This is a genomic window from Francisella sp. XLW-1 (assembly GCF_008711455.1).
Lineage (GTDB): Bacteria > Pseudomonadota > Gammaproteobacteria > Francisellales > Francisellaceae > Francisella > Francisella salimarina.
Window position 1 is genome coordinate 370,811 of record NZ_VXKP01000001.1, and the last position, 23,020, is coordinate 393,830.

The window sequence follows — 23,020 nt, forward strand, 5'->3', positions numbered from 1 at the left end:
AGTTATACTGATAACTTATATTATAAGATTCGAGAGATGGACTTTTAGTTTATGATTTTTTATAACTCTTTATCTGGTAAAAAAGAAGAATTTAAGCCAGTTGAGCCTAATAAAATTAAGATGTATGCATGCGGGGTTACAGTGTATGATGATTGTCACATCGGTCACGCTAGAACATACATAGCTTTTGACGTTATTAATAGATATTTCAAGTATCGTGGCTTTGATGTTACATTCGTGCGTAATATTACAGATATAGATGACAAAATTATCAAAAGAGCTAAAGAAAATAGTGAATCTACTACTGAGCTAGTTGATAGAAATATTAAAGCAATGCATGAAGTGTTTGATAAACTTAACATTCTTAAGCCATCTTTTGAACCTAAAGCAACAGAAACCATCCCAGAAATGATAGCTATGATTGAAACTCTCGTTGAGAAAGGCTTTGCTTATCAAGGTGCAAATGGAGATGTGTTTTATAGAGTAGCTGAGTTTGCTGATTATGGTAAATTGAGTAAGCAAAATCTCGAAGCACTTGAGCAAGGATCAAGAGTAGACGTTGTTGAAGAAAAAGAAAACCCAATGGATTTTGTACTTTGGAAAAAAGCAAAAGAGGGTGAGCCTGCTTGGGAGTCGCCTTGGGGTGCTGGTCGTCCGGGTTGGCATATAGAGTGTTCAGCAATGTCAAAGAAGATTTTGGGTGATACTTTTGATATTCATGCTGGTGGCTCAGACCTTAGATTTCCACATCATGAAAATGAAGTAGCTCAATCAGAAGCTTGTAATGATTGTAAATATGTAAATTATTGGCTACATTCTGGTATGGTAAAAGTTAATGCAGAGAAGATGTCAAAGTCTTTGAATAATTTTTTTACTATTAAAGAGGTATTACAAGAATATCATCCTGAAGTTATAAGATATTTCTTGGCTTCTACTGTATACAGAAGTGAAATCAACTATTCGAAAGAGAATCTTGATAATGCCAAAGCGTCTGTCGAAAGGCTGTTTAATGCTCTTCGAGATATAGAGCCAGTTGAGATAAATCTGCCTGATGATGCTAACGAGTATGAAGAGAAGTTTATCAAAGCTATGGACAATGACTTTAATACTCCGGAAGCTTTAGCAGTTCTATTTAGCTTGGCTAAAGAGATAAATACATTAAAAACAACAAATAAATATAAAGCTAGTGGTTATGCATTTTTACTACGTAAGCTTTGTGATGTATTGGGTATTTTATTTACTGATACAGAAGATTACTTCAAGCAGGGTGATGATGTAGATGCTAGCGAAATTGAGAAGCTTATAGCAGAGCGTGCTCAAGCTAAAAAAGATAAAAATTATGCTAGAGCTGATGAGATTAGAAATGAGCTTCAGAATCAGGGAATAATATTAGAAGATAGTGCAACTGGTACTACATGGAAGAAAGGTTAATAGATGTATTCAAGTGAAAAACAACAAGATATTATAGATAATCTACATACAATTAGAGATTATATCCGTTGGACAATCTCAGAGATGACAGCAAATAATGTTTATTTTGGTCATGGTTCTGAATCTATTTGGGATGAGGCTGTACACCTTGTACTTAGTGCAATAAATGTATCTCATGATATTGATAGTAATATGGTAGGCTCAAGATTGCTCAAAGAAGAGAAAAAAATAATTATTAATTATGTTTATCAAAGAGCTTGTCAGCGCAGACCTTTACCATATATTCTAAAAAAAGCTTGGTTTGCAGGTATGGAGTTTGATATTGATGAGAGAGTTATTATTCCTCGTTCACCAATAGCTGAGCTTATACGTAATGAGTTTTCACCATGGATTAATGATATTGATGATGTTAATAATGTATTGGACTTATGTACGGGTAGTGGCTGTATAGGCATCGCTTGTAGTAATGTTTTTGAAGATGCAAATATAACTTTGGTTGATATATCTGATGATGCCTTAGCTGTAGCAAATCATAATATCAAAAAGCACCAGTTAGGTGATAGGGTAAAAGCTGTTAAGTCTGATTTATTTGGTAGTCTTCAGGACCAAAAGTTTGATTTGATTGTCTCAAATCCTCCGTATGTTGATAGAGAAGATTTAAATAGTATGCCACAAGAGTATCATTATGAACCTAAACTTGCTCTAGAGGCTGGAGATGATGGGTTAGACTTAGCTAAAAGAATAATTCTTGAAGCTGACCAGTATATGACAGAAAAGGGAGTGTTGATCGTTGAGGTGGGCAATAGTCAGTATGCTCTTATGGAGATGTGTCCTGATATTCCTTTTACGTGGTTAAGCTTTGCTGATGGTGGTGATGGTGTGTTTTTACTTACTTATGATGAACTAGTTAAATATAAAGATTCATTTAAAAAATATTTCCAAAGCTAATATTTAGTCTATAATCTCTTCAGAATTCAATCATTTTAAAAATTTAGGATTAGTGAATGCCTAATGATCCTTTTAAAAAAATATCATCTGATAAAACAGTTATTCTCATAATTTGTCTTTTTGGTTTGATGTCACAATTTGCTACTGATAGTTTTACACCGTCATTACCTCATATTGCTGATTATTTTCATGCTGCTGCAAAAGATATTAAGTTAACTGTCGGGATATATTTCTTTGGTATGACGTGCTCTATGCTTGGATTTGGTTATTTATCTGACAAATATGGACGCAAACGGGCATTGCTAGCAGGTTATTTTGTATTTTGTATTGCAAGTATACTTTGTATGTTGGCTCGGAGTGAATCTCAGTTACTATTTTTTCGCTTTTTGCAAGGGATCGGAATGGGTAGTTCTTTTGTATCTTTTCGTGCAATTATGAAAGATGTTTTCAGTGATAGCCAATCACTTGCAAAGGCTAGTCTTGTAATCACTAGTATAGTTTCATTAACTCCGCCTCTAGCCCCGATTACTGGAGGAATTATCCAAGAGACTATTGGTTGGCGTGGTAATTTTGCTTTGCATTCAATAATGGCACTTACTATTACAGTTTTGATTGTTAAGTATTTACATTTAGAAGCTATTCCAAAAAGCAATTACAAGCTTCTAGAGTCATATAAGAGAATATTATCTCATAAAGTCTTTGCCCTTAATGCAATATGTAGCGGTTTGGCATTATCGCTGGTTTTTGTATTTGCAACACTTTCACCATTTTTCTTCCAAGTAAAATTAGGATTTTCTGCTGTTGAGTTTTCATTTTTATCAGCAGCTGTAATTGTCCCTTCAGCAATATTTTTAATAATCTTTAAAAATAAGATCAGTAAACTAGATATGGATAAGGTAATACTTTATTGTGGATCTTTTTCTGCATTAAGTGGTATATTACTGGCTTTATCATATTTTATTTTTGGATTAGATGCTAAGGTAATTGTTGTATTATGTGCTTTAGCCTTTTGTGGGAATGTCTTTCAGTATACAGCTACTTACATTTGTGCTTATAAGGATATACATACAGAGATTGGCGTAGCATCGGCAATATTCGGATTCATACAGATAGCTGTTACAACTATCTCATCATCGCTTGTTTCTAGTATTAGTCTTAATAATCAATTTTTATTTGGGTTATTAATGATGGTACCACCCTTATTGATAGTCATACTCAAGACTATAGATATTAAAAAATACAAGATATAAAGTTAAATTATCTCTTTTTTAACTCTCAGAGCATTAAGCTTAGTGAGTGCTTCATCTTTAGTTATATTGTACATACTGGCATGTTGTTCTAAGCTCAGGCTATTAGGACCAAATAGTTCAATCATATCAAGCATTTTTAGTTGATGTTTAATCGCTGATATATCTAGGTATAAATAATCCATATTTATTGATAGGATAGGGCACTTAGTAGCATTGATAAGTAGATATGAGTCATGATGAATTCCACAACCTAGACCATCAGCATAACCAATATTTAAAATAGCTATGGTAGTATCCGCATTACAAAAATATTCATTACCATAGCTGATATATTCTCCTTTTGGGATATCTCTGATAGAGATAATACAGGCCTTAAGAGATAAACTAAACTTGATTTCTTTAGGCTCTTGGTCATAGCCTAATACTGCGGAGCTAGAACGAATATACTCTTGTTGAAAATCGGTATTAAAAAGAGAAACTGGTGAGTTAGAAAAAGTATATTTAAGTTTTGTTTCTTCAGCTAACGAAAGAATTTTATCAATATATTTTTTAGATCTATCATAGCCATTATAGCCAGTTGGAATATGTGAGAATAATATTATGTTTGAAAATCCGGAAAGTTTTAGCATATCAAGATGTTTTATAAAGTCATCTCTATAAAAACCAAATCTTCCCATACCACAATCAAAATCAAGCATAATTGTTTTTGACTTATCATCTTCATACTTTATATAGTCTTTGATTAGTAATTCATTACCAAGTATTGGAATAACATTTTTAGGTATTTTAAAGTCAAAGCATTCTGCATATATACCACTTAGGAAAATTATATCTTTTGTACAGTCTAAACTCTTTAAAACATAGTACTCTTCTATGCGAGCTATGCCGTAAGCATCAACTAGATCCTTGGTTACCTTATAGATGTTTTCTATACCTATGCCATAGGCATTAGCTTTGACGATAAACATTACTTTTGAGTGAGGATTTTTATTACGTAGATACTCAATATTTGACTTTACTAATTTGCTATTTATTTCTACTATAGGACTTAAATTCATAAAAGATCAATGTTGATGAAAAATAATCTATCTCTATTAATGTTAACAGGTTTGATAATTATATCAGTAGATTCTGTGAGAAATTTGCCTTCTTTAGCTGTATTTGGAGAGTATTTGCCATTATTTTTTATAATTGGTGTTGTATTTTTTCTTATACCTGTAGCATTTATTTCGGCTGAACTTAGTGCAAATTTTGTTGATCAGCATCAAAATGGAATCTTCCAATGGTGCTCTAAAGGTATCAGTGATAATGCCGGTATGTTTGCAATTTGGGCACAATGGAGTAGTAATGTAATCTGGTTTCCTGCTAGCTTGCTATTTATGTCATCAACTATGTGCTCGGTGTTTGGTTTTGCCAGTCCTCCAGCTATCGCTAGTATTATGGTAACCTTGTATTTGTTAATAATGGCTATTAATCATTTTGGTGTCAAAGAATCTGCCATAGTATCGTTTATATGTATGATTCTTGGAGTAGTAATTCCTGTTTTAGTACTTTTTATATTTCTTGGTTTTTGGTTGGTAAAAGGGTATCCTCTGGAGCTTAAAGTATCACAGATATCATTTAACCTATCAGCACTGAAAGACATATCTGCATTAACGGTAGTTATTATTTCTTTTTTGGGGATAGAGTTATGTTCGGTATATGTTCCGATGCTAAAAGACCCTCAGAAGACATTTACGAGAGCAATTTTCTTAGCTGTAATATTTATTGTATTAATGATGTTTTTCGGAGCTTTGACTATAGCTTTTCTAATTCCAGCTGGTTCTATAAGTTTATATAATGGTCTTTTTGAGACTTTTAAAATTGGTTTTGAAAGGCTAGGCTTACCAGCTGCAATGCCTTTGATTAGTATTGGTTTGGTTTTAGGAGCATTTGGCTCGGCTATCAGTTGGGCTTTAAGTCCCGCTGTGAGTTTGCGCCAAGCTGCTGAAAGAGGCTACTTACCAAAGAGATTTTCTACAAATAATAATTATGGTGTTCCTAGTAATATTTTGTACATACAAGGGTTAATTGTTATTGGATTATCATTGACGATAACTATGGTGGATAATATGAACTCTTTTTATTGGGTGCTAATATCACTTAATACAGAAGTCTATTTGACTATGTATATCTTGATGTTTTTAGCAGCGTTACGACTTAGAAGAACATCAAAAAAGACTATCATACACAATGAGCTAGTTTTTTATAGTTTATGTATTATGGGTATTTTAGGTATCTTAGTTGCCATGATAGCAGGATTTGTTATGCCGAAAAATTTGGTAAGTATAGATTCATTAACTTATGCAGGATTATATTTATGCGGATTTTTATTCGTTTGCTCATTATTTATGCTTTTTGTTTATTGGCGTAACAAGCACTTGAGGGATCCGTTATAGATTATTTACGAGTGTTTTTTGCAATTTCTTTGAGACTATCGTTAATCTTAAAAAGTACCATAAGTATTTCACAAAAAATTTTAGTGAAAATTGAACCAAAAATAATCTCTAGAATACCGGATAAAATATAACCCGAAAATATAGCTGCTAAACCGCTTAAGCACACTCCAATAATACTAAGCCAAAAAATAAAAACGATAATCGTTGGTGTAATAAAATTCTCAAAGCTTATAAATTTTTTTAGAAAATTAGTAACAGGGTTATTATTTGACTGCGTAGATTGATTCATTTTTATTTCCTAGTTTTTTTGTTTAAAATTAAAATCTTATAATTTTTGAAATTTCCTTATTTAGCTCTGGTAGGAACATATATTTTAATAATGAGCGTAAAAAGTTTAGTTTTCTATAGTCTTTAGAATATATATTAAGATTGTCATACATCTTTGAAATACAAGCTTTTATCGAACTAGGAGTATAATTCATCAGTTTTGCTATTTGGCTATATTCTAGGTTGTGCTCGATTAGATATTTAAGAATACGATATTCTTTAGATGTGAATTTCAATGTTTCAAAATAATATTTAAACTCAATTATTGGAGCATCATTGAGCGTGTAAATTCTACATTTGGTTAAATCATTATTTTCTAGAATCTTAATTCTGACCAGAATATAGTTTTTACCATCTTCATCATAAAATGGAATCTTCTCTGTTAGAATTGTTATTGGTTCAATACTTGTTTGATTTGCTAGAGATTCAGTCGAAAGATAATATGATTTTGAATCAATCGATATCTTCTCTCCTATAGCATAGTCATAGACATCATCTTTCCACAGATCTATATCTTGATCTGATAGACCCTGTAGCTCTTTCAAACTGGCCACTCCTGTGCACTCTAAGAACATGCGATTACAAGTTATTACTTGTCCTTTAGCATTCTTTATAGCGTAACCAAAAGAGCTGTTTTTATTATCATTAACTACATCTATAGCTGTTTTAAGGCTAATTAGCTTATCTACTAACATTTTTTAGCTATTCAAAATATTAATTTGACCTAGAGTTTAGCTAAAATGTTCGCTTATAACAAGCTAGGTAAGATGAGGATTTTAGTTAGATAATTGAGATATTTTAATCTTCAACAATATTATCTTTATTAGCTGTTTCTTTACAATATGCAACATAACGCTTATCAGTAACTATAATATAGAATATAGCCCCCACAATAGCATTAACTATATAGTTCTCAATAGGAGCTGTGGCACATATAAATATTATAAAAGGAAGTACTAGTATCATTAGAGTTTTGATACCGACACGTTTATATTCAAAAAAGCAGAATATAATAACCAGTACAGCGAGAATTACACCAAGATAAATATTTGACAGGATATCAACAGTATTTAATAGAAGAGTTAAAAGTACAAATACAACTAGACCGAATATTCTTAGTTTAGGAGCAATAGCGCCCATACTAACAGGAGCCGCCATATAACCTATGATATTGAAACCTGTGACAAATAGCATCAAAGCAGCCCAGTTATCAGCAAACATTAAGAATACTGCACATAAAATAAAGTTAGCAATCAGTGATCTTCTTGAAATATTAACTTTTTGATTTATTTTCGCAAAAAATCTTGGCATTTGACCTTCAGCAGACATTGCATATAACATTCTAGAAGAAGCACCAAGATAGCTGTAGCCAGTTGCAGAAGGGCTAACAATACTATCAATGATTAGCAGTACTGCAATATATCCTAGTCCTATCATTGTCGCAACCTGTAGTAAAGGAGACTCAAAATCTAGTCCTGCCCAACCACCTTTTTCTATAAGGTAGCTATGAGGTACAGCCTCCATAAAGGCATATTGTAAAGCAATATAGAGTATTAAAACTATTGTTAGTGATAATATTATTGCAATAGGAACATTTCTAGAAGGATTTTTGATTTCACTACTGTAGGCAACAACTATTTGGAAGCCATTAAATGTATATACAAGTCCACCAGCGACAATTGCAGTAAGAGCATTGTAGGCTGTAAAGTTATTATTAGGTATTTCTGGGGATAGTAAGCTATGATGTTCGCCACTATGTGTAAATGCGTAGATGATAAATATAAAAACTATAATTGCAGGTACTGTCATCTTAAATATGGTTATACCATTGTTAACACTTGATAATAGTTTTACACCGTAGAAGTTGATAATCAGATAAAGAAAAAGAATAAATAATGATAATATCATTCCATAAGTAGAGATTACTCCGCCGTCCATCAACCAGCTAAAACTTTTTAGCCCGGCCAAATATTGGGTAGTTGCTTGAGCCTCTGTAGAAATCATGACCACAACACCAAACCAGTTAGCAAATGAAAAAGGCATAGCAAAAAGGCTATTATGAGAGAGGGCGCTTGATCTTGTAGTAGCACCCCTTACTGGAAATACAGAAACAACTTTAGCTAGACATAGACCAACCATCATAATCATAATTGATGCTAGTACCCAAGCTAAGAAAGCCCAGTTTCCTGCTGCTTTTGCTGTAAGTTGGGCACTAAATAACCATCCAGAGCCAACCATTGATGTCACACCTATAAGTACTGCACTCATTAGTGACATTTTCTTCGAATTAATCGTCCCCATTATAAGTTTTCCTATTTTTAAAAAATACACAGGTAATTTAGAATATACACTTGAATGGAGCTATTTAGCAATAGAGTTATTTGGTAAACTAAAAAATTAGAAGCTAAAATTTTTACTGATACCAGTATAAAACCCTCCTGAGTTGTTTTGACCTTGGATATCAACTTGATATGGAGATGAGTTTGATTTTATAGATTCATACTGTTGATTATAGAGTGGACCATAGTTACTAACATAGGGGCTTAGATTTTTATCATACTTGAAGTCTGGTTGTTCTGTAGACCCTGTATAAGGGTAGGTTGGTGGGATTGCAGTTGCTAGATTTATGCTAAGTAAGTATAAAAAGAGTAGGAGTGGTTTATATTTGGGTGTCATCTAGCACTATCTTTAAATTGAGTAAAATAGTAAATTTAATGGAGAAAAGTGTAATGTCTCTCTAAAGGGATTATCAACTTTCTTAATATATTTTTTTATCATTCTATAGTGAATATTATTGACTTTTTCTAATGGCTTAAGCTTTTTGCTCAAGCTTATCTTTTTGTAGTGTTGCAACCATTGATTAGCTATATTTCTAAAATCATCTTTAGTCATAGTTGGTGCAATCTTATTATCAAAAGAAATTTGATTATAAAAATGTTTAGGCATACAGAAAATATGTCTTATTATTTCATTATTAATATTAACTTGTCTAATCAAAGATTCATCAATTGCTGCAAAATCATTTAGATATGTAGCTTTCAAAGTTTCTATACCCAAAAAATTATTAGATATGTGTTGATTAAAATCTCTCTCTGTAGCGCTACTACTATCTATAGATGTACCTATATCATCTACTAAATGTTTGTATAAAGTTTTAGCATCAAAAACTTCAGCTAATCCTTTTAGTTGAGGAGACGAAATATTTTTATCATTATTTAAGTTATTTACCTCTTTTAGCCACCAATTCATTTTTTCATTGGCAATCTCTAAATTATTATATAGCTCTGTGCATGAAATAATTTGAGACTTTATCTGATCTAGTAAATAAAGTATTTGTTGTTTATCAGTATCCAATTTACGATATGCAAAGTACATCACAGACCCATATGGAGGCAGTTTCTCATTAGGATAGTTAAAATAGTTATACTGCATATTTATACCTTTTTGAATGCGACAATATAATTAACATCAGTACTTTTACCAAGTTTAAAACTGTCAGTTATAGGATTGTAGTGTACGCCGATTATTTCCAGAGCACTAAAACCATATTTTTCAGCTGTTTTTATAAGCTCATAAGGTTTAATAAATTTAGCGTATTGGTGTGTTCCCTGAGGTACTATTTTTAAGATATGTTCAGCCGCAACTATAGATAATAGATAAGACTTAATATTTCTATTTAGTGTTGATGCAAAAAATAGACCATCTTTTTTGATAAGCTTTGAAATAGAGGCAATAATGCTTTCAGGATCTGGGACATGTTCTAACATTTCCATACAAGTTATAACATCAAATTGAGTATCATTATTGGTAATAAAGTCTTCAATAGTGGAACTTATATATTCTATTTCAAGATTATTTAGTTTTGCATGCTCTTTAGCCACATTAATAGCTTGTGAGGAAGCATCTAATCCACAAACATTATTTGTCTGATTCTTCAAAGATTCAGTTAGAATTCCTCCGCCACAACCAACATCAATTATTTTTTCATTACTCAGATTAGTAAATTTTTTTATAAACTCTAATCTTAGGGGATTCACCTGGTGTAGAGTTTTTAGTTCACCTTTTGGATTCCACCAATCACTAGCTAAACGAGAAAATTTATCAACTTCATTACTATCAATATTACTCATAGTTAATATTCTTTTATTATGTATATATTTTTTAAATAATACCAAAGATATAATATCTAAGAAAATTTTTATTAGAGTTTTTGGTGTTAATTTACTATAATAGGCTCTGTATATTTTTGCCAACCTGAAATAAGAGACTAATTTTAATGAAATTTAATGTTAAAAATATTTTAATGCTATCTGTTGTTGGAGTAACTTTAGGTAGTTGTTCTAGTATGAAAGCAACTAAAGATAATAGAGATCCTTTTGAGAGCTATAACAGATCTATGTATGCTTTTAATGACAAAGCTTACGATACTTTGACTCCAGCAGCAAATGCGTATGATACTGTTGTTCCAGATTCATTCAAGAGTGGTATATTCAATATATTCCAAAACTTAGCAGAGCCAGCAAGAATTGTGAATGATTTATTCCAAGGTGAAATGGATTATGCAGGTGATGATAGTGTGAGATTTTTGACAAATACTACTTTAGGTTTAGCTGGTTATTTTGATGTTGCTGATAGCTGGTTTGATAAGCCAATGAGATATCATCAAAGCTTCGCTGTTACTTTACATAAATGGGGTGTGTATGATGATAATGAAGCATCTCCTTATGTAGTGTGGCCTCTGATTGGTCCAGGTACATTAGAGGATGTTACAACAGGTGTTGATGCACTATTTAACCCATTAACATATATATTCTTCTTTGCCCCTGTTGCACCAGCTATTTCTTGGGGTGTAAGTGTTGGTACGACTGGTACATATTATGTAAACCAAGGTGTATCATACTTACCTTCCTATTCGAATTTGAAAGAAGTATCTGTAGATCCATATATAGCAATGAGGAATGCTTATTTACAAAGTTATGACTATGGCATAGCTAAGGTTCTTAAGCAAGATTTACGTAAAGACGATGCGGCACTTCAGACAGATATGGCTGTATTAGGTGTACTAGGAATGGATAGTGAGAATGTAGAAGGTAAGATTGCTAGCACAGGGTCTGCTGCGACTAAGTCTTCAGAGCCACCAGTTATATTCAAAAGTAATATTGGTACGGTTAATAAAGCTACTCAAGTTCAAGAGGCCTTCGATCAAAGTTACTCAACTGATAGTAGTGCTCTTGATTTGGCTAATGTTGATAAAGATGACACTATCGAAACAGAGTCTGAAAAGCTTCAAACTAAAATTAATGATGCTAAGGCAGATCTGCCAGGCGATGCAGATTCACCAGCTTCGACAATACAAACTCTTGCAGAGCAAGGTTAATTCTTTACAGTCATAGAGATTTTTCTGCTAATCTCATAAGTTTATCTCTATTCTCGCCTTTTAACTGCAGAGACATACATCTAACTGATCCTCCAAGCTTAGAAATTTCAGCGCAGTTAATAGGGATTATATTTTTTGTAGTAATCTTCTCCATCTGGCTTATAGCTACCATGTCGGTGTCTATACCATACTGTGGAAGATATATGTTATTATTAGTGACTAGCATATTGACATATAGCCCAAACGCTGATCCAAAATTTTTGTCGTAAGTAGTAGATTCACAATGTGAAGTAACTATCTCTGAGATATTAACATTAGGCAAAGCATTAGATATATCATATTTTAGTTTGGTTGTGTATCTCCTATCTTGATAAGTATTAATTATAACGTTATCTTTATTGATAAAACTTACTATTCCATCAGAATGTTGTAAGCCATATGGCTCATCAGGCTCTATAAATGCGACTCTATCAAAACCAAGAGCTAAGAGTTTCTTCGTTGCTTGTGAAATATTTAATTTATTATCAACAAGAAATTTCTTACTAAGAATGGCATCACCATAATAGTTATCAACTAGATTTCCGCCATCATTTAGTAGATCTGTTTTGATAAAGGAAAGTTTAGATTTGTTTGCTAATTTAAGAAATTGATATTGAGTATTGTCAGCAAGCTTTTGTGCATTTTTCGATACTCCCTGTCCAGCAGCAGTGTATCTAAACATGATAGGTTTATGAGGGTTTGTTATCGTAAAGTCTCGCATCCATATATCATGCATTGGGAAATCTAATACTCGATTTTTACCTAATGACTCGCTATATGTAGACATATTAGACTTATTAGTAAGTATGATAACATCATCTTTACTAGCTAAAATCTTCTTGGCATATTCTATCTGAAAGCTAATTATTTGTTTTTTAAATTTTTTATAATAATTCGAAATTGGTGCTGCTAAAACGATAAGTTCATTGCTCTCTTTATAATGGTCTGTCATTAATCTTTTAGTATAGTAAGATTATTAGGATTTAAGTATAGAGGAATATTTGCTTTGACTTAAGTTTTTAAGAGCGGGTGTAATAATATTACTTAGCTTCATCTGTAGCAATAGTTTTCATTGCAATGGCATGAAGCTCGCCAGAAAGAATATATTCATTTATTTTAGAATAAACTAACTGCTGTCTTTTAACTTTACTTTTCATATCGTTAAAATCATCAGCAATTATAGTCGCTGAGAAATGTACATTGTCATCGCTCTGAATGTCAGCGTTACAGTTTGTTAGTGAGTTTTCTAAAATCTCTTTGAGTTGTTCTTTTGTCATATTTTCTCCCAATATTACTAAATTAAGTACTCTTCTAGTATAGTATCTGCGCCGTGAACTTTAGCTAGAGAAAATGTTTTCTGATCAATGTTTTCTAGCTTTAGTTGTATACTATTTCTTTTGGCATATTTTATATATTCAATTATGAGTGATAAACCCGAACTATCAATTTTTGTACATAGTGAAAAATCGATAATCCATATAATGTCTAGCTTAGTTAGATCCTTTTTGTATATCTTATAGAGTTGTGAAACTGTTTTTAGAGTCAATTCTGATTCTATAATCCATTTATTATTATTTATTGCTATCATTCTATACTTTGAAGATTATAGTTCTTGTCCAAAAGTTTTGGATATGTCTTTTCTTTAATTTTTTGAGTAACTTTTTTAGCGGCTTCTGTCATTTCTGGAACAGTTTTATAGGCTGCAAATTGCTGTTGGTATGTTCTTAGAATACTTACACCTGCAACATCAAAGTCATATATATGCCATTGATTATCTTTTTGGAACATCTTCACTGCAAAGTCAGAGCTTTGATTGTTATCAATGTTAGTAATTTTACCATTTACTACAACTATAGGCTTTTTCTCCCAGCTATTGTCATCCTTGTTGAACGGGAATAGTGTTAACTTGTACTTGCCTGCGTATGCCACATTTTTGGCATACATAAATGCTAACATCTCTGTTGCTGAACGTATAAATTGTTTTTGTTCCTCTGGAGTTGCTTGTTTCCATTTTGGTGTGCCAACTACAAGCTGAGCAATTACTTTGGGCGCAACTATTGGAATAATTTCTGCATCGACAAGACGTAACAATTTATAAGGGTCTTGCTTGTACTCTTCTGCATTCTTGATTAGCTTATCTTGAGTTTTTACTATAGTTCTGTTGAGCATATCAACTGGGTTCTCTATAGCCCAAGCACTTGATATAGTTAACACCATAATCATAAATAAGATTGAAATTTTACGTAGCATAGTCAGTTTTCCTAGATTTAATTTACCAGCATAGATTCTAATACAAAAATAATATATTTTAAAGTAGCAAATCTTATCACTTGCCTTTATCGTCATCCTTTCCTGCTACAAAAGTATTTATCAGTGACCCAAGATCTAAAGCTGATTGCGTGTTTTCAAGCTCTATTACACTGCCTTGATGTAAGTACTTATCTTGCTCAGAGTTACTTTCAGTATCACCAATACCTGCTATAGACATTATATCTTCACTAGGTGGAGTTAGTGCAACATAGTTATCTCCTAAAATGCCTGACATTGCTACTGCAGCAGAGTAGTTGGCAGGAATTTTCTTATCGCTATTTATTGTGATAGTGACTGCAGCCATAAAGCCGTTATAAGTTTTTTCTAATGAAATTTTTGTAACTCTACCTACTTCTACACCAGCAATTTTTACAGAGGCATTTGTGCGTAGGGATCCTACATTTTTAAAATCTGCTTCAATTGTGTATTCGTTTGATCCAAATGATTTAAAAGATGTTCCACTTACCTTAAATGTTAAAAATACAAGGCATAAAACACCTATGATAATAAAAATTCCTACAGAGGTTTCAAAATGTTTGTTCCTCATTAAATTCCTCCAAACATAATCGATGTTAAAATTAGATCTGCACCTAAGACACTCATACAGCAGTATACAACAGTTTTTGTAGTAGCTTTAGCAATACCATTTGAGTCAGCGATACAGTAGTAGCCTTGGTATAGCGCTATCCATGCAGTTATAAATGCAAAAACAAGGCTCTTAATAATACCGTTTGTAATATCCGAAATTGTGACAGATGCTTGGATATTGCTCCAGAATTCCCCATAACTGATTCCTAATCCAGCCTCTGCAAGTACGAACCCAGCAAGTATTGCAACAGTTGCAAAGATAAGTGCTAAGATTGGTCCGCTAATTACACATGCCCAGAATCTTGTGGATAGTATAAAACTAATAGGATTAACATTCATAACTTTTAAGCTATTGATTTGATCTGTGGCTTTCATTAATCCAATTTCAGATGTGATCGAGCTACAAGCTCGTCCAGCAAAAAGCATAGCAGTAACTACAGGACCAAGTTCTCTTAGAACACTTAAAGCAACCATTACACCTAGTAGTGAGTGAGCTCCAAATTTTGATAGTGTATAATAGCCTTGTAGACTTAATACTAGTCCTATAAAAATTCCAGATGTAACTATAATAATAATAGAGTTTACACCAACAGCTTTTATCTGTGTTATGCAATCTCTTATGTTTAGTTTACTGAAAATTATTCTTAATATAAGATCAACAGATCTTAACAAGTTATACGATAGAGAGATTGTAAGTTTATATATATTACTAAAAGCTAACATGGTTCACCTCAAAATCTCATTGTAAAAGAAGTTTTTATCTACTAATTTTTTATCTCTATTTTCTAGAGGTCTACCAGCCAAGAAGTCTTGTATTTGCTTATCTTTACTATTTTTTATATTTTCAGGCGTATCGCTAGCTATGACTTTTTTGTTACCTACTATGATAATATGATCAGAGATACTTAATGACTCTTGTATATCATGAGAGACGATTAAAGAAGTCATTCCTAATGATTCATTTAGTGTAGAGATAAGTTCTAATAATTTGTTAAAAGAAGCTGGGTCCTGGCCTGTGAATGGCTCATCATACATCATGATGTCAGGATCCATGGCTATCGATCTTGCAAGCGCGACTCTACGAGCCATTCCTCCAGATAGTTCACTTGGCATCATATCAACTGTGTGTGCTAGCCTAACAGCTTGAAGTTTTAGTAAAACGATATTATGAATTAATTCTTCACTAAGGTTTGTATTTTTTCGTAGCGGGAAAGCAATATTATCATAGACACTTAGATGCGTAAAAAGAGCTCCTGATTGAAAGAGAAACCCCATTTTCTTGCGTAGTTTGGCTAATTGTTTCTCTCGTGTGCTTTTGCTGATAATAGAATTATCAATATATATATCACCTGAATCAGGTTTTATTAGCCCTGCAATGAGTTGTAAGATAGTTGTTTTCCCAGCTCCGGATGGCCCTAAGATTGTAGTTATTTTGTTAGATGGTATTAAGAATGAAATATCATCATAAATACAACGCTCATCTCTATAAAAGGAAACATTCCTAAACTCAATATTACTCATTATAAAATAATAGACTAATTAAAAGGAATATTAACTTCTATTGTTGAATTCTTGCTACTATCTTCAACTTTTACATCAATGTCACGAATATTATCTTCGGATAAAGCGACATATTTTTTAACAACTTCAATGATTTCATCTTTAAGTTCAGCAAGTAAATGACTACTGATTTTTGAAGATCTTGGATGCAACTCATTTCTTTGATGTGCAACAATGATTTGAAGTCTTTCTTTTGCTAAAGAGGCGCTCTGTTGTTTTTTGCCTAATCCAAAAAGTTTAGCTAACATAGTTACGATTTACCTATTAATTTTTTAAAGAAACCAGTTTTTTGCTCTGTGTATCTCATTGGTATATCTTTACCAAGAATTCTATCTACTGCATCGAAGAATGCTTTGGCAGCTATAGTATCGTCAAGATGAGTTACGGGATGGCCACTATTTGAAGCTTCTAGAATATCTTTAGATTCTGGAATTATTCCTACGATAGGAGTATATAGTATCTCACTAACATCCTCAGCCCTTAGCATTGCTCCAGCTTTTGCTCTAGCTGAATCATATCTATTCAGAAGTAGATGAATTTCTTTAAACTCACCTTCTTTTTGTGCCTTTAGAGTTTTGCTAGATAGCATTCCTAATATTCTATCAGAGTCTCTTACAGATGAAACCTCAGGGTTAGTTACTATAATTGCAGCATCTGCACATCTCATAGCCATTAAAGAACCTTTTTCAATACCTGCTGGCGAGTCACAAATAATTATATCGAAAGATTGTTTTAATTCTTCGACTACTCTATCTACACCTTCTTCAGTAAGAGCATCTTTATCTCTAGTTTGTGAAGCTGGTATAAGATATAAGTTATCAATTCTCTTATCTTTGATAATAGCTTGGTTTATAGTAGCTTCTTCTCTTACAACATTTATCAAGTCATAAACAACTCTTCTTTCACAACCCATAATAAGATCGAGGTTTCTTAAACCAACATCGAAATCAATAACAACTGTTTTAAGGTTTCTTCTTGCGAAAGCGTATGCAATAGCTGCACTAGAAGTTGTTTTACCAACGCCGCCTTTACCTGAAGTAACTACGAAAACCTTACCTTGTTTTTTTTCACTCATTTTAGTTTAAGCCTCTTATTTTTAATTACTTTAAAAACCTTCTATATGGATTTTGTCATCTTGTAGATATACTATATACCCATCAGTTTTGGAACTATCAACAGGTATACTTTCATTGTTGAGTGTAACATATTTTCCCGCGATAGAGACTAATTCTGCTTTTAGGTCTTTACATACTATTTTAGCATCTTTGTTTCCTGAGCTGCCAGCAATTACTCTACCACCAACCCTGCCATATACAATAATACTACCATCGGCTATAATCTCAGCACCATTATTAACATTTGCCGTGACAATCACATCTGCATCTCGGGCATTAATAGACTGACCAGTACGCACAGGAGAGGTAATTATTTTTGTTGAATAGGATTGTTTAGCCTCATCAATAGCTGCTTCTTTGGCTTTACCACTTTTAAGAATATTGTGACCAGACTTGGCTAGTTGGGTTTTTATCTCTTTGTTATCAACTACAAAGCCTATTGGAACCATACCATTGTTTTTGAATGATTCTATAACTTTCTCTAAAAAATTGAGAGAACACTTTTCACTTTTATCTATATCGCGAATATCAATCGCAAAAGGAGTGTTTTGGAAAAAAGATGGTGATTGCGAGAGTTTTGAGTTGAGTAAACTCTCAATCTGTGTAATTTCAGTTACATTAATATTAATGGCACTGATAGTATAGTTACCACCTTTAAAATGAAAAGCTTGCTTCATGTGTAAGGCCTTAAAAGTTTAAGAATATATTATTTCTATTTGATTTTAGCTTCTTTATACATTACATGTTTGCGAACTACAGGATCAAACTTTTTAATTTCCATTTTGTTTGGCATTTCTCTTTTATTTTTAGTAGTAGTGTAGAAGTGTCCAGTCTTAGCAGAAGATACTAATCTAATCTTTTCTCTCATTTTTCTTATTCCTCTTTATACAAAGCTTAATTAAATTTTGTGACCTTGAGCTCTTAGGTCAGCAAGAACGGCATCAATACCTTTTTTATCAATAATTCTCATACCTTTTGAGCTAACCTTTAGCTTGATATACTTATTTTCACTCTCAACCCAAAATCTATGAGTGTGAAGATTAGGTAAAAATCTTCTTCTTGTTTTGTTTTGTGCGTGAGAAACATTATTACCAGTAGCAGGTCTTTTACCTGTAACTATACAAACTTTAGACATCTAGAAACCCTCCCTGGGCAAATTTATTTATTATTTTTATACAATATCTCGATGATTTTATTATTTTTTGTCCAAAAAGTAAACTAGTAATATAAATAAGTTTTACTGTTTATTTTTGATTATAAGCTTTAATGCTTATACAAGAGGCATTCCTCCTGCTTGAGCAGAGTCTTGAATGTTATTATTATAGGTGAAATTAGTTTCTCCTTCATATCCCTCGGCTAGAGTTGGATTAGCGTATCTTGGTGGGGTGTTTGGGTCATTATCTATTTTGTCATCGCTGTTGCTTGATGATGAACTTTTTTGTTTTGATTTGTTCATCATGCTAGAGCCTGAAGTGGCAATTGTGGAACCTGAGCTTGCATTTTTTTCATCTGGTAAGTATAGTGCTCCAGTTTGACCACAGGCAGTTAATCCTAAAATTGATGTGATTGAAATAGTAATTAGTAATTTTCTCTTCATGATGTTTATATTTTTTAGTTATAAATTGCTTATTCAAATTTAACAATAAATGGTACTATTAGCAATTGAATTGTTAATTTAACTTTTGAGATGTTAAAATTCAGTTTAGTCGACTTTCTAGTTTAAATGTTTATGAAATTTAATGAAGTCAAAGGTGTTGGTGAGGCAACTATTAAAGCGCTAGCTAAATATAATCTGTATAATCCGGATGACCTTTTGACAATCTTCCCTAAAGAGTACAAAGATACTCGTTTTGTTAGCTCCATAAGTTCTTTGGTGGCAGATAAGAAGTATCTGATTGAGGGTAGAATAACCAATTTAACATACAAGAAGTTTGGTAAGAAATTCTTACGCTTTGTAGTAAATGATGAGACTGGAATTTGTACTATTGTAATGTTTAAATTTTACCCTAATCAAATAGTTGCACTTGAAAATGCTGAATATGTGCGTTGCTATGGTAAAGTCGATTTATCTTTGAGTCCACAAATGGTTCATCCAGAATGGGCAGTTATAAAAGATGGTGTGTGTGCTATCAAAAAAGAGTTTTCACCAGTTTATCGGTTAAAAAAGGTCTCTGATAAAGTGGTGTCTAGAATAATTTTATCTTGCCTTAAAAGTAAAAGTGTTGCAGATATTTTACCAAGACAGCTATTGCGTGGATTTGGATTGATGAGTTTTAGTGATGCCTTGTATTATGTCCATGCTCTTACAGATTCTATAGATGACAAATTTATAAATATTGCTAGATCTTCTATAAAGTTTGAAGAAATGCTTGCCTACAAACTTGCTGAGGAGAGTATTCGTAAAAGCATAATAAATAGTAGTGCTCCAAGATTGTCTTTAGAAGAGTCTCAGCAAAATGAATTTTATAAAAAGTTACCTTATCAATTAACCCAAGCTCAGCAACGTACAATCACAGAGATTTTAGCGGATATAAGTCAATTAAGTGCAATGATAAGGCTTCTGCAAGGTGATGTTGGCGCTGGTAAAACAATTGTGGCAGCTATGGCTGTATATACTGCAGTTAAGTCTGGATACCAAGCAGTTGTGATGGCGCCTACAGAGATTTTGGCTGAGCAACATTATAGTTTTTTTGCATCATATATGGCAGATTTGGATATTGAGGTTGTACCACTATTAGGTAAGTTAACTGCAAAGCAAACTAGAGAAAGTTTAGAGATTATTAAGTCTAAAAAAGATTGTGTTATTGTTGGAACTCATGCTGTGTTTCAAGAGCGTGTTGAGTATTGTAATTTGGGTCTGGTAGTTGTTGATGAGCAACATAGGTTTGGTGTTGAGCAGCGTTTAGCTTTAATTAATAAATCATCTCTAAACGATAGGCATTTGGTGCCTCATCAGCTCATAATTTCAGCTACACCTATTCCTAGAACTCTAGCGATGACTCTGTATGGAAATTTGCAATTATCAATACTTGATGAGTTACCGCCTAATCGTAAGCCTATAGTAACAACGGTCTTAAATAGAGCTAAAAAACAAAGTTTAATAGGTAAGGTTAAAGAAGCAGTATCTCGTGGCGAACAAGTATATTGGGTTTGTCCTTTGGTTGAAGAGTCTGAAAATATGGACTTTTTACAGGATGTCAAAACTTTACATAAAGAACTAGCAGAAGCTTTAGGACAGGAAAATGTAGGTCTTGTATACGGCAGTATGAAATCAAAAGATAAAATACAAGAGATGAGTGATTTTAAAGCCAAAAAGTACAAGGTATTGGTTGCCACTACAGTGATTGAGGTTGGGGTAGATGTGCCAAATGCGAGTATTATGATTATCGATAATGCCGAAAGATTAGGTATATCTCAGCTTCATCAGCTAAGAGGAAGAGTTGGTAGAGGGGCAAAGGAGAGTTATTGTATACTGCTTTATAGTGATAGGATAAGTGAAGTTGGCAAGAAAAGACTTTCGCTTGTAAGAGAGTCGCAAGATGGTTTTTATTTGGCTGAGAAAGATCTCGAGATACGCGGAGCGGGAGATATCTTAGGTAAAGAGCAGTCAGGGGTGTCAACATTTAAGACTTTTGATATAAATGAGTACTATGATAATTATGATAAAATATCTGGTGCTACAGCTATAGTAGAAAGTGAATATCCACATCTAAAAAAGAAATTGGTGGATAAGTGGTTTAAGCAAAGAGTAAATTACGTGGATGTGTGATTATTATGTTATTGGCTAGTGTGGTTGCAATTTTAATTGGTTTGATAGCTACGGTGGTAGTTGTTAGGACTTTGTATAAGCATAGTGTTAGGAAAGGAACACTTAAATCTAAGAAAGATAAAGTTATTAATGGAGTTATCGTTGGCTTAGTGTTTTTTTGTGTAAGTAGTTTCTCATATGTGCTAATTATAAATATTTGAGGCTTACTTGGTTGCTTTAAGAACTGTAGCGAATGGATATAGTAAGATTATAAACTTAAAAAATATTCGCTAATATTGGTATAATAATGGTGAATATTGTATTTAAAAAAACAAGAGGATTAGCTAATGGCTGTTATCAAGACAGAAGATCTAATAAATAGTGTTGCAGAAGCATTGCAGTATATTTCATATTATCATCCGAAAGATTTTATTGATGCAATGTATGAAGCGTACCAACGTGAGGAATCAAAGCCAGCAAAAGACGCGATGGCACAGATTCTTATCAATTCAAGAATGTCTGCTATGGGTAAGCGTCCAATCTGTCAAGATACAGGTATGGTGTGTGCGTTTGTAAAAGTTGGTATGGATGCTAAGCTTGATAAAACTGATAGAACAATTACAGAGCTTGTTAATGAGGGAGTGCGTCGTGGCTATAATGATCCACATAACCCTTTGAGAGCATCTATGGTTTTTCCACCTCATGGAGCTAGAAAAAACACAAAAGATAATACGCCAGCAATTGTACATATTGATTTGGTTCATGGTGATAAGATTGAGATTGATATCGCTGCAAAAGGTGGTGGATCTGAGTTTAAGTCAAAATTTAAAGTTTTAAATCCTAGTGATAGCATTATCGACTGGGTAGAAGAGATGCTTCCACAGATGGGAGCAGGTTGGTGTCCACCAGGAATTATTGGTATCGGAATTGGCGGTACAGCTGAGAAAGCTATGCTTCTTGCAAAAGAATCTCTAGGTGAAGAGATTAATATGCAAGATATTATCAAAAATGGTCCTCAAAATGAGACTGAGCAACTAAGATTAGATATTTATAATCGTGTCAATGCTCTTGGTATAGGTGCTCAAGGTCTTGGTGGTTTGACAACCGTGCTTGATGTTAAGGTTAATGAATATCCAACTCACGCAGCATGTAAGCCTGTAGCTCTTATTCCTAACTGTGCGGCTACTCGTCATGTGCATTTCACATTAGATGGTTCTGGGGCGGTTGATTTGTCAGCACCTAAGATCGAAGATTGGCCAGTAATCGAGCAAGCACAAAATGATGATGTTAAGAAAATCAATCTTGATACAGTTACTAAAGAAGAAATCGAAGCTCTTAGATCTGGTGATAATGTTTTATTGACAGGTAAGATCTTGACTGGTCGTGATGCAGCGCATAAGCGTTTACAGGATATGTATAATGCTGGCGAAGAGTTCCCTGTAGATCTTAAAGGTAGATTTATCTATTATGTAGGTCCAGTTGATCCAGTTGGTGATGAAGTTGTTGGCCCTGCAGGTCCTACTACAGCTACGCGTATGGATAAATTTACACCATTTATGTTAGAGAAAGCTGGTATTGCTGGTATGATTGGTAAATCAGAAAGAGGTCAGGCTACTATTGACTCTATTGCAAAAAATAAGGCTGTTTATTTTATGGGAGTAGGTGGCGCTGCTTACCTAATCTCTAAATCAATCAAGAAAGCGGAAGTTATCGCTTTTGAAGATCTTGGTATGGAAGCTATTTATGAGTTTGAAGTAGAAGATATGCCAGTAACTGTTGCTGTAGACTCTCTTGGTGTTTCAGCGCATCAGCAAGGTCCTAAGCTGTGGAAAGCTAAGATTGCTGAAATCAAAAAAGGATAGTTTTCCTCGTTACTAGTGTATATTACG

Annotated in this window: 28 protein-coding genes; 8 read left to right on the forward strand and 20 right to left on the reverse strand. The window is 33.1% G+C overall.

The features are described from left to right. Nucleotides 1–51 precede the first annotated feature (51 nt). The 3 genes from cysS to F3D59_RS01910 are packed head-to-tail and all read left to right on the forward strand — an operon-like array spanning nucleotide 52 to nucleotide 3,629. Nucleotides 52–1,431, forward strand: a complete 1,380-nt coding sequence (gene cysS / locus F3D59_RS01900) for a cysteine--tRNA ligase (protein ID WP_150463576.1) — start codon at nucleotides 52–54, stop codon at nucleotides 1,429–1,431. Between the two features lie 3 nt (nucleotides 1,432–1,434). Then, entirely contained in the window at nucleotides 1,435–2,379 is a 945-nt protein-coding gene (prmB, locus tag F3D59_RS01905) for a 50S ribosomal protein L3 N(5)-glutamine methyltransferase (protein ID WP_149369183.1), read from the forward strand. Nucleotides 2,380–2,435: 56 nt separating this feature from the next. Beyond that, on the forward strand, nucleotides 2,436–3,629 hold the full coding sequence (locus tag F3D59_RS01910; protein ID WP_150463577.1) for an MFS transporter: 1,194 nt from the start codon (nucleotides 2,436–2,438) through the stop codon (nucleotides 3,627–3,629). A 2-nt stretch (nucleotides 3,630–3,631) separates the two neighbouring features. On the opposite strand, the gene alr is transcribed toward F3D59_RS01910, so the two are convergent. After that, nucleotides 3,632–4,687 (reverse strand): alanine racemase, encoded by a 1,056-nt coding sequence (gene alr, locus F3D59_RS01915; RefSeq protein ID WP_150463578.1) that lies wholly within the window; start codon nucleotides 4,685–4,687, stop codon nucleotides 3,632–3,634. Between the two features lie 15 nt (nucleotides 4,688–4,702). Between alr and F3D59_RS01920 the strand changes: the two genes are divergently transcribed. Continuing rightward, the gene (locus F3D59_RS01920) at nucleotides 4,703–6,067 is read left to right on the forward strand and encodes an APC family permease (RefSeq protein ID WP_150463579.1); all 1,365 of its coding nucleotides are present in this window, start codon (nucleotides 4,703–4,705) and stop codon (nucleotides 6,065–6,067) included. 1 nt (nucleotide 6,068) lies between these two features. Here the strand turns inward: F3D59_RS01920 and F3D59_RS01925 are convergent, their stop codons facing one another. The 6 genes from F3D59_RS01925 to ubiG form a co-directional block, all read right to left on the reverse strand. Then, a complete protein-coding gene (locus F3D59_RS01925; protein ID WP_150463580.1) occupies nucleotides 6,069–6,356 on the reverse strand; it encodes a DUF4282 domain-containing protein in 288 nt (95 codons plus the stop codon). A gap of 28 nt (nucleotides 6,357–6,384) precedes the next feature. Beyond that, nucleotides 6,385–7,089 (reverse strand): hypothetical protein, encoded by a 705-nt coding sequence (locus tag F3D59_RS01930; RefSeq protein WP_146421778.1) that lies wholly within the window; start codon nucleotides 7,087–7,089, stop codon nucleotides 6,385–6,387. Nucleotides 7,090–7,192: 103 nt separating this feature from the next. Beyond that, nucleotides 7,193–8,695 carry an APC family permease gene (locus F3D59_RS01935; RefSeq protein ID WP_041263586.1) on the reverse strand — a complete coding sequence of 501 codons (1,503 nt, stop codon included), beginning with the start codon at nucleotides 8,693–8,695 and terminating at the stop codon, nucleotides 7,193–7,195. Nucleotides 8,696–8,791: 96 nt separating this feature from the next. Continuing rightward, the gene (locus F3D59_RS01940; protein WP_150463581.1) at nucleotides 8,792–9,070 is read right to left on the reverse strand and encodes a hypothetical protein; all 279 of its coding nucleotides are present in this window, start codon (nucleotides 9,068–9,070) and stop codon (nucleotides 8,792–8,794) included. Nucleotides 9,071–9,082: 12 nt separating this feature from the next. Further along, nucleotides 9,083–9,826, reverse strand: a complete 744-nt coding sequence (locus F3D59_RS01945; RefSeq protein WP_150463582.1) for a hypothetical protein — start codon at nucleotides 9,824–9,826, stop codon at nucleotides 9,083–9,085. A gap of 2 nt (nucleotides 9,827–9,828) precedes the next feature. Further along, nucleotides 9,829–10,524, reverse strand: a complete 696-nt coding sequence (ubiG, locus tag F3D59_RS01950; protein ID WP_150463583.1) for a bifunctional 2-polyprenyl-6-hydroxyphenol methylase/3-demethylubiquinol 3-O-methyltransferase UbiG — start codon at nucleotides 10,522–10,524, stop codon at nucleotides 9,829–9,831. Between the two features lie 146 nt (nucleotides 10,525–10,670). Between ubiG and F3D59_RS01955 the strand changes: the two genes are divergently transcribed. Then, nucleotides 10,671–11,771 carry a VacJ family lipoprotein gene (locus tag F3D59_RS01955; RefSeq protein ID WP_150463584.1) on the forward strand — a complete coding sequence of 367 codons (1,101 nt, stop codon included), beginning with the start codon at nucleotides 10,671–10,673 and terminating at the stop codon, nucleotides 11,769–11,771. A gap of 10 nt (nucleotides 11,772–11,781) precedes the next feature. On the opposite strand, the gene F3D59_RS01960 is transcribed toward F3D59_RS01955, so the two are convergent. The 13 genes from F3D59_RS01960 to lptM form a co-directional block, all read right to left on the reverse strand. Further along, nucleotides 11,782–12,762: an agmatine deiminase family protein gene (locus F3D59_RS01960; RefSeq protein ID WP_150463585.1), complete on the reverse strand. Its 981-nt coding sequence runs from the start codon at nucleotides 12,760–12,762 to the stop codon at nucleotides 11,782–11,784. An 88-nt stretch (nucleotides 12,763–12,850) separates the two neighbouring features. Then, nucleotides 12,851–13,087 (reverse strand): BolA/IbaG family iron-sulfur metabolism protein, encoded by a 237-nt coding sequence (locus F3D59_RS01965; protein ID WP_150463586.1) that lies wholly within the window; start codon nucleotides 13,085–13,087, stop codon nucleotides 12,851–12,853. 17 nt (nucleotides 13,088–13,104) lie between these two features. Next, complete coding sequence (locus tag F3D59_RS01970) at nucleotides 13,105–13,398, reverse strand: lipid asymmetry maintenance protein MlaB (RefSeq protein WP_150463587.1); 294 nt, start codon at nucleotides 13,396–13,398, stop codon at nucleotides 13,105–13,107. After that, the gene (locus F3D59_RS01975; RefSeq protein WP_013922129.1) at nucleotides 13,395–14,060 is read right to left on the reverse strand and encodes a phospholipid-binding protein MlaC; all 666 of its coding nucleotides are present in this window, start codon (nucleotides 14,058–14,060) and stop codon (nucleotides 13,395–13,397) included. The genes F3D59_RS01970 and F3D59_RS01975 overlap by 4 nt, the downstream gene beginning before the upstream one ends. Before the next feature lie 76 nt (nucleotides 14,061–14,136). Continuing rightward, nucleotides 14,137–14,667, reverse strand: a complete 531-nt coding sequence (mlaD, locus tag F3D59_RS01980) for an outer membrane lipid asymmetry maintenance protein MlaD (RefSeq protein ID WP_150463588.1) — start codon at nucleotides 14,665–14,667, stop codon at nucleotides 14,137–14,139. Then, nucleotides 14,667–15,431 (reverse strand): MlaE family lipid ABC transporter permease subunit, encoded by a 765-nt coding sequence (locus F3D59_RS01985; RefSeq protein WP_150463589.1) that lies wholly within the window; start codon nucleotides 15,429–15,431, stop codon nucleotides 14,667–14,669. The genes mlaD and F3D59_RS01985 overlap by 1 nt, the downstream gene beginning before the upstream one ends. 3 nt (nucleotides 15,432–15,434) lie before the next feature. Then, a complete protein-coding gene (locus tag F3D59_RS01990; protein WP_150463590.1) occupies nucleotides 15,435–16,229 on the reverse strand; it encodes an ABC transporter ATP-binding protein in 795 nt (264 codons plus the stop codon). 14 nt (nucleotides 16,230–16,243) lie between these two features. After that, nucleotides 16,244–16,516 carry a cell division topological specificity factor MinE gene (gene minE, locus F3D59_RS01995; protein WP_150463591.1) on the reverse strand — a complete coding sequence of 91 codons (273 nt, stop codon included), beginning with the start codon at nucleotides 16,514–16,516 and terminating at the stop codon, nucleotides 16,244–16,246. A 2-nt stretch (nucleotides 16,517–16,518) separates the two neighbouring features. Beyond that, nucleotides 16,519–17,343 (reverse strand): septum site-determining protein MinD, encoded by an 825-nt coding sequence (minD, locus tag F3D59_RS02000; protein WP_013922133.1) that lies wholly within the window; start codon nucleotides 17,341–17,343, stop codon nucleotides 16,519–16,521. Between the two features lie 30 nt (nucleotides 17,344–17,373). Beyond that, on the reverse strand, nucleotides 17,374–18,060 hold the full coding sequence (minC, locus tag F3D59_RS02005) for a septum site-determining protein MinC (RefSeq protein ID WP_013922134.1): 687 nt from the start codon (nucleotides 18,058–18,060) through the stop codon (nucleotides 17,374–17,376). A 35-nt stretch (nucleotides 18,061–18,095) separates the two neighbouring features. Beyond that, entirely contained in the window at nucleotides 18,096–18,251 is a 156-nt protein-coding gene (rpmG, locus tag F3D59_RS02010) for a 50S ribosomal protein L33 (protein WP_004286519.1), read from the reverse strand. Between the two features lie 30 nt (nucleotides 18,252–18,281). Beyond that, nucleotides 18,282–18,518, reverse strand: coding sequence for a 50S ribosomal protein L28 (gene rpmB, locus F3D59_RS02015; RefSeq protein WP_013922135.1), 237 nt, complete (start codon nucleotides 18,516–18,518; stop codon nucleotides 18,282–18,284). Nucleotides 18,519–18,653: 135 nt separating this feature from the next. Next, nucleotides 18,654–18,980, reverse strand: coding sequence for an LPS translocon maturation chaperone LptM (lptM, locus tag F3D59_RS02020; RefSeq protein ID WP_150463592.1), 327 nt, complete (start codon nucleotides 18,978–18,980; stop codon nucleotides 18,654–18,656). 132 nt (nucleotides 18,981–19,112) lie between these two features. On the opposite strand from lptM, the gene F3D59_RS02025 reads away from it, so the two are divergent. From F3D59_RS02025 to F3D59_RS02035, 3 genes are all read left to right on the forward strand, one after another. Continuing rightward, on the forward strand, nucleotides 19,113–21,152 hold the full coding sequence (locus tag F3D59_RS02025; RefSeq protein WP_150463593.1) for an ATP-dependent DNA helicase RecG: 2,040 nt from the start codon (nucleotides 19,113–19,115) through the stop codon (nucleotides 21,150–21,152). Between the two features lie 5 nt (nucleotides 21,153–21,157). Then, nucleotides 21,158–21,352: a hypothetical protein gene (locus F3D59_RS02030; RefSeq protein WP_044525612.1), complete on the forward strand. Its 195-nt coding sequence runs from the start codon at nucleotides 21,158–21,160 to the stop codon at nucleotides 21,350–21,352. A 126-nt stretch (nucleotides 21,353–21,478) separates the two neighbouring features. Then, a complete protein-coding gene (locus tag F3D59_RS02035; RefSeq protein WP_150463594.1) occupies nucleotides 21,479–22,993 on the forward strand; it encodes a fumarate hydratase in 1,515 nt (504 codons plus the stop codon). The last annotated feature ends 27 nt before the right edge of the window (nucleotides 22,994–23,020 follow it).